Origin of the sequence: Pseudomonas palleroniana (assembly GCF_003031675.1) — a bacterium.
GTDB lineage: Bacteria > Pseudomonadota > Gammaproteobacteria > Pseudomonadales > Pseudomonadaceae > Aquipseudomonas > Aquipseudomonas palleroniana.
Genome location: NZ_PYWX01000013.1, coordinates 44,088 through 54,797, shown reverse-complemented (window position 1 = coordinate 54,797; position 10,710 = coordinate 44,088). Strand labels below are relative to the sequence as shown.

Below are 10,710 nucleotides of genomic sequence, written 5' to 3'. Positions count from 1 at the left end.
CCATGTGAGAGTAGGTCATCGTCAAGATTAAATTCCGAAACCCCATTTGCGAAAGCAGATGGGGTTTTGTTTTGGGCGATCGAAAACTTCCGGCAGTTGTCCACATTCAACCTGTATCGAGTCTGGCCGCTTCTACGGCTGTACCCACAGAGCCCAAATACCTCACCAGGTTTTGGCGGCTGGGCTGCGATCAGATAGTGCGCCGCGTATATATCGCTATCGTTGTGTACCTTTCAGACTGCGATGCGGCGTCTGAGTGTTTAGCAAAATAATCCCCGGAAACAGCTCATATCGCCTGTCCGGACACAGTCACCCAGGACTATCATGCCGATAACCCTGTCCCTCACTACAAGGAGCCGCTCGGAACGCCGATGCGCCAGATCTGGAAATCTTTTCGAGCCCTTTATTTCGCTTCCTTGATGATGCTGATCGGCTCCGGCCTGCTCAGTACTTACCTGGCATTACGCCTGGCAGCAGACCATGTTGACAGCTTGTGGGTGGGGGCATTGATGGCGGCCAACTATTTTGGCCTGGTGCTGGGTGGCAAGATCGGGCATCGCCTGATCGCCCGCGTCGGACACATCCGTGCGTATGCCACTTGTGCCGGAATTGTCGGGGCCGCCGTACTGGGTCACGGGCTGGTCAACTGGTTGCCGGCCTGGATCGTGCTGCGGATGATCGTAGGCCTGGGGATGATGTGTCAGTACATGGTTATCGAAAGTTGGCTGAACGAGCAGGCAGACGCCAAGCAGCGCGGCTTAGTGTTCAGTGGCTATATGATCGCCTCCTATCTGGGCCTGGTATTAGGCCAGTTGATTCTCGTGTTGCATCCTCAGCTTGGCCTGGAGCTGTTGATGTTGGTAGCGGTCTGTTTTGCCTTGTGCCTGGTGCCGGTGGCCATGACTCGACGCATTCACCCTGCGCCGCTACATCCGGCACCGATGGAACCGCGATTCTTTATCAAGCGTGTGCCGCAGTCGTTGAGTACGGTGCTGGGGGCCGGGCTGATTGTGGGCTCCTTTTACGGTTTGGCCCCGCTGTACGCGTCCCAGCAGGGGTTGACGACTGAACAGGTCGGTGTGTTCATGGGGTGCTGCATTTTTGCAGGTTTGGTGGTGCAGTGGCCGTTGGGTTGGTTGTCTGATCGTTATGACCGCGCATTATTGATTCGCTGTTTCGCTTTGTGCCTGGCAGTGGCAGCTCTGCCCCTGGCGATCCTGACCCAGGTGCCATTGGAGGTGCTGTTTGTCGCGGGTTTCCTGTGTTCGTTGGTGCAGTTCTGTCTTTACCCGCTGGCCGTGGCGTTTTCCAATGACCATGTCGAAGGGGACCGTCGGGTATCGCTGACTGCCATGCTGCTGGTGACCTACGGCATCGGCGCCAGTGTCGGGCCGCTGTTGGCGGGCGTGGTGATGAAGTTGTTTGGCAGCCATATGCTGTACGCGTTTTTCAGCCTGTGCGCGCTGATTCTGGTCTGGCGTATCCGTCCGAAAGCCGTGACTAACCTGCATCAGGTTGATGATGCTCCGCTGCACCACGTAGCGATGCCCGACAGCATGTCCAGTTCACCCTTGGTGGCTGCGCTCGATCCTCGTGTCGATGAGGCGGTGGTGCAGGAGCAGATGCAAACCACCGTAGCTGAGCCTGGGGCCGACGCTAATCCGCAAGCACCGACCGAGGGGGATGCACTGGATACTCCACCTGAGCATCCAGACCCGGATAATCATCCTCATGACCTGAGCAAGGCACGCCCCTGAATATAAAAACGGGCAGATCCCATCAGGATCTGCCCGTTTTTTGACGCGAGTTTCACGCCTTAAAAATCGTCATCCTTGTCGAAGCGTCGCGCTTCACGCTGCAGCTGATACACAAACCGTTCTACCTGGCGCTGCACCAGGCCGCTCATGTTATGAAAGCGCACGCCGGCGAAAGTGGTATTGATCTTGTCTTCGAAGTGCAGATAACGCAGTTCGACGGACGTGCTCATGCTGCCAAAGGGCAGGGCAGCGATAAAGCGGTCATACACCTGACCCAGTTGCAGGCGCTCGGATATGTCGCCTTCAAAGCGCAGCTTGCAGCCGGTAGCGGAAATATCCAGTAGCTTGCCACTGATGGGGGCCTTGAGCTTTTCGCCGCCCAGCTCGATGTTCACCAACTGTGCCAGCTTCAACGCAGCGCGGAAGGCATTGCGTCGCTGATGGTAGACCACTTCGCCAGGTATGCTGCCGGTGTAAATGCGGTGCCCATCTTTCTCGCTGATGGCCAGCGTACCGTTGCTTTCCCAGGCAACCCGCACACCCTCATGAAAGCCTTCAATGCGGAAGGACTCGCCATTCTCGAGGTAGCGTTCGCCATCGCGGGGAATCATTTCGTCCAAGGCCAGCGTCTTGCTGTCCCGGTCAACGTCTACCAGGTAGCTTTGAAAGCGCTGGCTGCGCTCGTGGAAAGTGATGATCAGTGGATCATGGCTTTCCTGCAGCATTCGCAAAGTACTGGCGATTTCCAGAGGCGTGGTGAGGACCTTTGGTGGCTGCGGGGCATCTTCCGCATTAAGGGCGTTGAACACGGTTCTTCCATCTCCAGACAAAATACGACTACACGCAAGAAGGGGCATTTTGCCAGTATGTAGCGTGCCTTGGATAGGCGCGCGGTGAACCGGCGTCAGGCTTGGCTGCGGGTGCTTGGTTTGACCAGGCGCGAGGTCGAGCCTTGGGCGTTGTAGAGGGCCGGAGGTTCTCCGCCGTGGAGTATGCGCAACTGGTTGGCGGTCGTGGCTTGCTGAAGCTGGATCGACTGACCGTTGAGCAGGTTGGCTTCCTGGCACTGGGCGAGCAATTGATTGAGCGCGCTACTCTGGGTCAGTAGTTGATCACCGACCGAGGAATGGCTGGCCAGTTGGGCAAGGCCGTCGTGATCAGCCGGCAGGCCCAGGCTGATGAGAATTTCGCTGCGCTTCTTGCCGTGTTGTTCAAGCAGCACAATCAGCGACTGTTTGCGTGCCAGGATTTCTTCCAGCAAACGCATATCCCGGCCATACAGGGCCAGGGATTCTTCTTTGAGCAACTCGAGCAAATGTTGCGTCGGCGCCAGATCATCAATGATCAGTTGGAGCAAATGTTCGTCGTGGTGCATGGCTGGCCTTGGGTTTTAAGCGTCCAAAAGCCCAGCGCAGGCCTTTGCCTAGCGCTCGGCTTCGAAGTTAAGCAGCTTGCTGGCTACACGGTTGCTGTCGACTTTATAGCTGCCATCGGCGATAGCCTGTTTCAACTCGGCCACACGGGCTTTATTGACAACCGGTTGATCGCGCAGCGAGTCAGTGACCTTCTGCAACTGTTGAGCCTCATTGCTCAGGTGTACCGATTCCCCGCTCTGGCTGACACCGGCCGGTTCTGCCTTGGTAGGCGCAGGCTGGGACTTGGCTTCTACACTGTCCTTGGCACCACCGGTGCGCGTAGAACCGGGCAAAGCCGGGGCGTTATTCAAACGACTGAAATCAATGACCATGTTAAAAAACCTCTGGGTATTTGGACGCTTGCCATGTTTTCGGCCATACCCGGATAAACTTTAGGCGCGATTGAGAATAAACCTGAATGCGCGGATGTTCAGCCCACAGTGTAGGAAAAGCCAGCGTCCTATGCCAGTGAACTCTATAACGCCACCTCGACTTGTCCCGGTGCGGTCACCTGCGCCTTGATCACACGGTTGGAGTTGAGATTCTTGACGCGAATCTGTTCGCTCATACCGCCGTTGGACAATGCCTCCCCCGGCATTTTTACTGTCAATGCGCCGCTACTGGCGGAAATCACCACCTGATCCCCCTTGCGAATCACCTCGGCCTGTTCCAGATGGACCAGCGTGATGACTTGATCGGTAACCATTGGTCGGGTCAATTTCTGCCCGATGGCTTGGTCCACCGATGTGAGATAGCCCTGGTTGATCTGGCTGATATCACGTTCGCGCAGGGCAACATCTTCGAAACCGATGATGCCGGTGCGCTTCAGCGGGCGTGTCACCACCACGACATCGCGGAACAATTTGACTTGAGCGGGCACGAACACCGTCCAGGGCGAAGCGCCTTCACAACGGACTTTGACCGTGACGCGACCAATAGGCTGGGCAGGGCTTTCCAAGGTGGCAGTCAATTCCTTGTCGCACATTGGCATGCGCAGGCGAGGGTCTAACTGGTTGACTTGGATCTCGTAGCGTCCCGGCGTTTGTGTGGTTGTCAGATAATCTTCTACAGTGAACTCAAGAAAGCCCTGAGTGACGCCGATAAGTAGATCAGGCAATGTGACGTTGTCGGCACGGGTCGTAGCGCCTGCCGTCAAGGCAAGCAAAACCATCGTGGCGCAGAGCAGTCTGCGGTAGCGAGGGCGGGGGTGTCGGGAAACTGTCGTTTTAATGTCCATGGCCAATAAATAGCAAAGCTCGTGCCGTTTCGTGTTAGGGCGCGCGCCGCCTTGTAGGTATGGCCCAAGGTTTTAGCGTAGGAGTGCAGGCATGGCAGGTGTAATGGATTCAGTAAACCAGCGTACACAGCTGGTAGGGCAGAATCGCCTGGAGTTGTTGCTTTTTCGCCTGGACGGCAGCCAGCTATATGGCATCAACGTGTTTAAAGTTCGGGAAGTGTTGCAGTGTCCCAAACTGACGATCATGCCCAAATCCAGCCCTGTGGTGTGTGGTGTAGCCAACATCCGTGGTGCGACCATCCCGATTCTTGACCTGGCATTGGCCACAGGTTCCGCCGGTTTGCAGGACCGCGGAAACCCGTTCGTGATCATCACGGAGTACAACACCAAGACCCAGGGTTTCCTGGTGCGCTCGGTGGAACGTATCGTCAACATGAACTGGGAAGAGATCCATCCGCCACCCAAGGGCACTGGGCGCGATCACTACCTCACGGCGGTGACGCGGGTTGATAACCAGTTGGTGGAAATCATCGACGTGGAGAAGATCCTCGCCGAAGTGGCGCCGACCTCGGAGTCTATCTCGGTAGGCGTGGTCGACGCGGAAACCGCGCACAAGGCGGTATCCCTGCGCGTACTGACCGTGGATGACTCCTCGGTCGCTCGCAAGCAGGTCACGCGTTGCCTGCAAACCGTTGGCGTGGACGTGGTGGCTCTTAATGATGGTCGCCAGGCGCTGGATTACCTGCGTAACCTGGTCGATGAGGGCAAGAAGCCGGAAGAAGAGTTCTTGATGATGATTTCCGACATCGAGATGCCGGAAATGGATGGTTATACCCTCACGGCCGAAATACGCAGCGATCCACGCATGCAAAAATTGCATATCATCCTGCATACTTCATTGTCGGGTGTATTCAATCAGGCAATGGTCAAGAAGGTCGGCGCTGATGACTTCCTGGCCAAATTCCGCCCTGATGACCTGGCATCCCGGGTAGTCGACCGGATCAAGGCTGCAGATCACGGCTAGGGGCTTTCCCTGGCGATCACACGATTTAAGAGGCGGTATCATTGTCTACGGGTAATTTGGATTTCGAACAGTTCCGGGTCTTCCTGGAAAAGGCCTGTGGCATATTGCTCGGTGAAAACAAGCAGTACCTGGTATCCAGCCGTCTCAACAAGCTGATGGAGCAGCAGGGTATCAAGTCGCTGGGCGAGTTGGTTCAGCGCATCCAGGGACAGCCGCGCAGTGGGCTCAAGGAAATGGTGGTCGATGCGATGACCACCAACGAGACCCTATGGTTTCGCGACACCTACCCCTTTGAGGTGCTCAAGAGCAAAGTGCTGCCGGAGGCCATCAAGGCCAGCCCGGGCCAGCGCCTGCGCATCTGGTCGGCGGCTTGCTCTTCGGGGCAGGAACCGTATTCGATCTCGATGTCTATCGATGAGTTTGAGCGAACCAACATGGGCCAGTTGAAGGCGGGGGCACAAATTGTTGCCACCGACTTGTCCGGCACCATGCTGACCAATTGCAAGACCGGCGAATACGACAGCCTTGCTCTGGGGCGTGGGCTTTCCCAGGAGCGCCTGCAGCGTTACTTTGAGCCTAAAGGGGCAGGGCGATGGGCGGTCAAGGCGCCGATCAAGAATCGCGTGGAGTTTCGCTCGTTCAACCTGCTCGACAGCTATGCCAGTCTGGGCAAGTTTGACATGGTGTTTTGCCGCAACGTGCTGATCTATTTCTCGGCCGAAGTGAAGAAAGACATCCTGTTGCGCATCCACGGCACCCTCAAGCGTGGCGGCTACCTGTTCCTGGGGGCTTCAGAAGCGTTGAACGGTTTGCCGGATCATTACCAGATGGTGCAATGCAGCCCTGGGATCATCTACCAGACGAAGTGATGCACCCTTGAACAAAAAATGGGAGGCCCCACACAGGCCTCCCATTTTTTTCGCCTCAAAGCGGCAACTTGCATTGCCGCTTTACTGGCTTCACGCGGAAGTCCATTGCCGCTTTTCTGGCATTGCCGCTTAACAGCATCCAGCAAACCCTTGAAATACGGGCCTTCGAAGAATTGGCATGAGCCTTGCTATAACCCAGATACGAAAAGCAGGTCAGCCTAAAGGTTTCCGCCATGAGCATCAGCTTCGATAAAGCGCTCGGTATCCACGAACAAGCCCTGGGCTTCCGCGCCCAGCGTGCCGAAGTCCTGGCCAACAACATTACCAACGCCGACACCCCGAACTACAAGGCTCGGGATCTGGATTTCTCCGCCGTGCTCGCGGCGCAGCAGGACAAGACCAAGAACGGCACCTTTGCCTTGAATATGACCAATAGCCGGCATATCGAAGCACAAGGCCTGAGCAGTGGTGACGAGGCGTTGTTGTATCGCACGCCGATGCAACCGTCGATCGACCAGAACACCGTCGACGCCCAGCTTGAGCAATCGGCCTATGCCGAGAACTCGGTGAACTTTCAGGCCAGCTTCACCCTGCTCAACAGTAAATTCAAAGGGCTGATGTCAGCCCTGCGTGGAGAGTAAGCCATGTCCCTGTCCAGTGTTTTCAATATTGCCGGCAGTGGCATGAGCGCGCAGACCACGCGTTTGAACACCGTCGCCAGTAACATCGCCAACGCCGAGACCGTGTCTTCGAGCATCGACCAGACCTACCGCGCCCGTCACCCGGTGTTCGCCACCATGTTCCAAGGTGGCCAGGGCAACGGCAGCGATTCGCTGTTCCAGAATCAGGATGCCGCAGGCTCCGGCGTGCAGGTGTTGGGTGTGGTCGAAGACCAGAGCAACCTTGAGGCCCGCTACGAGCCCAACCACCCTGCTGCGAACGAAAAGGGCTACGTGTACTACCCCAACGTCAACGTGGTCGAGGAAATGGCTGACATGATCTCCGCCAGCCGCTCGTTCCAGACCAATGCGGAAATGATGAACACCGCCAAAACCATGATGCAGAAGGTCCTGACCCTGGGTCAGTGATAAGGGGCGCCAAATAATGGCCATTGTTGATACCACTAATCCAGCCAACACGCCGGTTCAGGACCTGTTCAATACCAAGGTCAAGACGGCGACAGACAACAGCAGTCTCAATAACGCTGCCAAGGCCGCCACGGGTAACCAGGCACTGGGCAAGGATGCGTTCATGCAACTGCTGGTGACCCAACTGAAAAACCAGAACCCGCTGTCGCCCCAGGATAACGGTGCGTTCGTGGCGCAACTGGCCCAGTTCAGCAGCCTGGAAGGCATCAACACCCTGAATGACTCGGTGAATGCGATCTCCAGCAACTTCAGCTCGTCGCAGGCGCTGCAAGCCTCGTCGTTGGTCGGGCGCTCGATCATCACCCAGACCGACAAAGCGTTGGTCGATACCAGCAAGAGCATGACCGGCTCGGTGGCGGTGACGGCAGCGACGGGTAACGTCTCCGTCAAGATCACCGACAAGGATGGGAACGTGGTGCGCACCATCGATATGGGCGCCCAGAGTGCCGGTAATAGCAGCTTTATCTGGGACGGCAAGAACGACAAGGGTGAAGTCGCTCCAACGGGCACCTACACCTTTAACGCCACCTACAAGAATGACAAGGGCGACTCTGCTGCCCTGTTGACTTCGCTGCCCGCCACGGTGACCAGCGTGACATTGAGCAAGACCGGCGGCGAGATGCTGCTCAACCTTGCAGGCGGCATGGGCAGCGTCAAGCTGTCGCAAATTCAGACTATCGGTACATAGAGCCGGCTAAATACGGCAGAGGGAGAGAAACATGTCTTTTAATATCGGCCTTAGCGGCCTCTATGCGGCCAACAAACAGCTGGACGTGACCGGTAACAACATCGCCAACGTTGCGACCACCGGCTTCAAAACGTCGCGTGCAGAATTCGCGGACATTTACGCGGCCTCCAAGCTGGGTACTGGCCAGAACAGTGTCGGCAGCGGTGTGAGCCTGGCAGCCGTGTCCCAGCAATTCACCCAGGGTGATGTCGTCGGCAGCGGCGGCCTGTTGGATATGGCGATCCAGGGCGGTGGCTTCTTCGTCCAAAAGGGCAGTGACGGGTCGCTGGAGTACACCCGTAACGGTTCCTTCCACTCGGATAAAGACGGCTTCATCGTCAACAACACCGGTACCTCGCGCTTGCAAGGCTACGCGGCGGATGCCAATGGCAACATTATCAAGGGCGCCCTGACTGACTTGCAATTGAACTTGTCGAACCTGCCGCCCAAAGCCTCCACCAAAGTGGACTCCCAAAGCAACCTGAACTCATCGTCGCCGGTGATCGACCAGACGGCCACACCGTTCGATCCCACCAAGTCCGAAACCTTCACGACCCAATACAACACCACCTTGTATGATAATCAGGGCAACGCCCATTCGATGGTGCAGTACCTGGTCAAGACCGGTGGCAATACCTGGAAATCCTATTCCCTGATCGATGGCCGCAACCCGGATGGTACGGCGCCGACGGGCACGGGCTCCACACCGCCGGTTGCTTCGACCTTGAGCTTTGACGGCGCCGGCAAACTCACCGGGATCGTTACCGGTGGCGCGTCCAGCACTACGCTGACCATTTCCAACTGGACCCCAGGTACCGTGACCAATGGTGTGTGGACGCCAAACGGTGCGACGGCCAACCCGACCGGCATCGCCATCAACATGGCTAACATCACCCAGTACAACTCGGCCACCTACCGTAACCCACCGGTCACCGATGGTTACGCCACCGGCCAGATTACCGGCTTGAACATTGATGGTAGCGGCGTGCTGTTCGCAACATTCAGCAACCAGCAGAGCAAGGCGATCGGCCAGCTCTCTTTGGCCAGCTTCAACAACGAGCAAGGCCTGCAGCCGGCCGGCGGCACCACCTGGAAAGAGACCTTCGCCTCGGGCCAGCCGGGTTATGACAACCCACAAGCCGGTACCCTGGGTTCGATCGTGTCCAAATCCCTGGAGAGCTCCAACGTCAACCTGACCAACGAGCTGGTGGACCTGATCAAGGCCCAGAGCAACTATCAGGCGAACGCCAAGACCATCTCCACCCAGAGCACGATCATGCAGACCATTATCCAGATGACCTGATGCATCTGGGTTGGCATGCAGTCTGAAGGCCCCTCGTATGAGGGGCTTTTTTTTGCGTGGGAAAACACCCGCTGAGGAGTAAAGGAATGCTGTGGAACGCCTGAGTCCTGAATCGCCACTGAGTAGGCCTGTGACTCAATGGAGAGGCTTGGGAATGTGGAATTCAGGTGTAGTGGGGTTCGGATATGGGCGTGTGGGTTCTACGCCGGGTGTAGAGCCTGCGACGTCGGCGCCTGTCGCGCCTGTTAATGAGGCGGGTGCGATCAAGAAGCTGCTCAATGAGCTGCTTGACGCCGAGCAAGGTTCCAAGTCCCAGACGGCCCGGGACGTGCGCGACAAACTCAATGCCCTGCGCGAGAAGCTGGGCGACGAGAAATTCAAGGCGCTGATTGACGACCTGATCGCAGAGGCTTCCGCGCAGTTTCGTGAGTTTCTCAAGCGACTGTTGAAGGAATGGTTTCCGGATGCGGATGACGCCCCGCCCAGCCCATCACCGGTGTCGCCAGGCAGTGGCGGTCGTGGTCCTGGCGTGCCTAGAAGCGATTTCGGCCCCAGTGAATCCATGAGCAACAAGCCCATTACCGAAGGGGCGAAACATTTCAACTACAAGCCGGACTACAGTAATCCGGGGAAGAAACCGGACAACATCTGGAGTGGGTTCAGTCAGGGGCCGGACGGCAATTGCATCACGGTTATCCGCGATAAAGGCGGCGATGATGCAGTACGGCCAGAAGCCCACCGATGTGTACAAAGAGGTCAAGGAAAATGGCGACGGTTATGACGTGACCATGCGCGATGGCTTCAAACTGCATTTGTCCAAGGGCGAGTTGCAGCTTGCAGCGCGGGAGGCACGCTTCAAGGGTGATGACCCGCAAATGATGACCGACGCAAATTTCATGTATGCCGTGAGCGCAAAGCGGGCTCAAATGGAAAACAACGATGGCACTGCCGGGCGCAGTTACCAGGCTGCATTGAACAGCTTGAACGACGGGGAAGACAGTCGGGAGGGTTTGGATCGTTTGGGGCTCAAAGGACGTTACCGGCCGGCAACTGACTCGGACTTGAGAAACAGCAAGGTGGGCACGGTGGAGTACAACGGTCACTCGATGGCTGTGATCAATGGCCGGATCGAGCTGTGGGGGCAGAGAGGTGGAGCACCCAGGTCGGGGCTGGCCACCGTCTTGTTCTAAGCGGCCTGTCCGACTAAAGAAAACCTCCGAAAAGAAAACC

11 protein-coding genes and 1 pseudogene are annotated in these 10,710 nt (G+C 57.0%); 8 read left to right on the top strand and 4 right to left on the bottom strand.

Annotated features, from left to right (window positions below):
- Window positions 1-371 precede the first annotated feature (371 nt).
- On the top strand, window positions 372-1,757 hold the full coding sequence (locus C9383_RS04965; protein WP_060756336.1) for an MFS transporter: 1,386 nt from the start codon (window positions 372-374) through the stop codon (window positions 1,755-1,757).
- A gap of 59 nt (window positions 1,758-1,816) precedes the next feature.
- Here C9383_RS04965 and C9383_RS04960 read toward each other — a convergent pair whose 3' ends face one another.
- From C9383_RS04960 to flgA, 4 genes are all read right to left on the bottom strand, one after another.
- A complete protein-coding gene (locus C9383_RS04960) occupies window positions 1,817-2,566 on the bottom strand; it encodes a flagellar brake protein (protein ID WP_060756335.1) in 750 nt (249 codons plus the stop codon).
- 95 nt (window positions 2,567-2,661) lie between these two features.
- Complete coding sequence (locus C9383_RS04955; protein WP_060756334.1) at window positions 2,662-3,132, bottom strand: flagellar protein FlgN; 471 nt, start codon at window positions 3,130-3,132, stop codon at window positions 2,662-2,664.
- 48 nt (window positions 3,133-3,180) lie between these two features.
- Window positions 3,181-3,504: a flagellar biosynthesis anti-sigma factor FlgM gene (gene flgM / locus C9383_RS04950; protein WP_090369072.1), complete on the bottom strand. Its 324-nt coding sequence runs from the start codon at window positions 3,502-3,504 to the stop codon at window positions 3,181-3,183.
- Window positions 3,505-3,647: 143 nt separating this feature from the next.
- Window positions 3,648-4,409 carry a flagellar basal body P-ring formation chaperone FlgA gene (gene flgA, locus C9383_RS04945; protein WP_060756332.1) on the bottom strand — a complete coding sequence of 254 codons (762 nt, stop codon included), beginning with the start codon at window positions 4,407-4,409 and terminating at the stop codon, window positions 3,648-3,650.
- A 91-nt stretch (window positions 4,410-4,500) separates the two neighbouring features.
- Here flgA and C9383_RS04940 point away from each other — a divergent pair, with 91 nt between their 5' ends.
- The 7 genes and pseudogenes from C9383_RS04940 (at window position 4,501) to C9383_RS04910 (ending at window position 10,670) form a co-directional block, all read left to right on the top strand.
- Window positions 4,501-5,433, top strand: a complete 933-nt coding sequence (locus tag C9383_RS04940; protein ID WP_060756331.1) for a chemotaxis protein CheV — start codon at window positions 4,501-4,503, stop codon at window positions 5,431-5,433.
- A 41-nt stretch (window positions 5,434-5,474) separates the two neighbouring features.
- Window positions 5,475-6,302, top strand: a complete 828-nt coding sequence (cheR, locus tag C9383_RS04935) for a protein-glutamate O-methyltransferase CheR (protein WP_090369075.1) — start codon at window positions 5,475-5,477, stop codon at window positions 6,300-6,302.
- Window positions 6,303-6,535: 233 nt separating this feature from the next.
- Window positions 6,536-6,943 (top strand): flagellar basal body rod protein FlgB, encoded by a 408-nt coding sequence (gene flgB / locus C9383_RS04930; protein WP_060756329.1) that lies wholly within the window; start codon window positions 6,536-6,538, stop codon window positions 6,941-6,943.
- A 3-nt stretch (window positions 6,944-6,946) separates the two neighbouring features.
- A complete protein-coding gene (flgC, locus tag C9383_RS04925; protein WP_060756328.1) occupies window positions 6,947-7,390 on the top strand; it encodes a flagellar basal body rod protein FlgC in 444 nt (147 codons plus the stop codon).
- Between the two features lie 16 nt (window positions 7,391-7,406).
- On the top strand, window positions 7,407-8,138 hold the full coding sequence (flgD, locus tag C9383_RS04920; protein ID WP_060756327.1) for a flagellar hook assembly protein FlgD: 732 nt from the start codon (window positions 7,407-7,409) through the stop codon (window positions 8,136-8,138).
- Between the two features lie 31 nt (window positions 8,139-8,169).
- Window positions 8,170-9,480, top strand: a complete 1,311-nt coding sequence (gene flgE, locus C9383_RS04915; RefSeq protein ID WP_090369077.1) for a flagellar hook protein FlgE — start codon at window positions 8,170-8,172, stop codon at window positions 9,478-9,480.
- A 154-nt stretch (window positions 9,481-9,634) separates the two neighbouring features.
- Window positions 9,635-10,670 (top strand): annotated as a pseudogene (locus C9383_RS04910) (hypothetical protein).
- Window positions 10,671-10,710: the final 40 nt, after the last annotated feature.